Genomic DNA, 784 nt, shown 5'->3' with positions numbered 1-784 from the left:
CCGGAGCCCTTCTATATATGCGCATAATTCCGGCTCGCCGCTGTCTGTCCGTACGGTCACGGCCGCCTCCCTTATGCCTTCTATGCTTCTAAGCGCCGCTTCAATTTCTCCGGGCTCAATCCGGTAGCCTCTGATTTTGGCTTGATCATCCAACCGGCCGAGGAATTCAACGTGTCCGTCAGGGAGCCAGCGCGCCACATCCCCTGTTTTGTACATGCGTTCACCCGGATAAAACGGGTCCTCAAGAAAACGCTCTGCCGTTAAGGCCGGCCGATTCAAATAACCTCTGGCAACACCCGCTCCGGCAATGTACAGTTCGCCGGCGACACCGGTAGGCTGTACGGCTAAATGCGGATCTAAAACATACAAACGCGCACCAGGTACGGGCTTCCCGATCGGAATCCGCAAGCGATCCGTGTCCCGCTCTGGGTCCAACACATAAAATGCCGCATCTACCGTTGCTTCTGTCGGCCCGTAGCCATGGATCAGCGATACATGAGGCAATACAGAAGCAAAACGGGCTGCCATATGGGGCGCAAGCGGTTCACCTCCGGCGAATACACGCTTCAGGCTTGTCCCGCCACTCAGCCTTTCAATTTCCGCTTGATCCAGAAAGCTGTTCAGCATAGCCGGAATAAAATGAACCGTTGTAATACGTTCCTGATGAATGGCTTTTACGATCAATGCCGGATCTTTCTCCCAGCCGGGCGGAAGCAGATACGCCGAAGCGCCGGAAAGCGACCACCAAAACAGCTGCCAGACAGATGCATCAAAGGAAAAAGAG

1 protein-coding gene is annotated in these 784 nt (G+C 54.8%); it reads right to left on the bottom strand.

The window, feature by feature from the left end; all coding sequences use genetic code 11:
- Positions 1–784: amino acid adenylation domain-containing protein (locus V756_RS01000000123015; RefSeq protein ID WP_032682239.1), on the bottom strand; the 784-nt coding region annotated here is incomplete at both ends.

It is taken from the genome of Bacillus tequilensis KCTC 13622 (genome assembly GCF_000507145.1).
GTDB classification, from domain to species: Bacteria; Bacillota; Bacilli; order Bacillales; family Bacillaceae; genus Bacillus; species Bacillus tequilensis.
The sequence above is the reverse complement of the archived record's forward strand: the minus strand, read 5'-3'. Positions and strand labels throughout refer to the sequence as shown.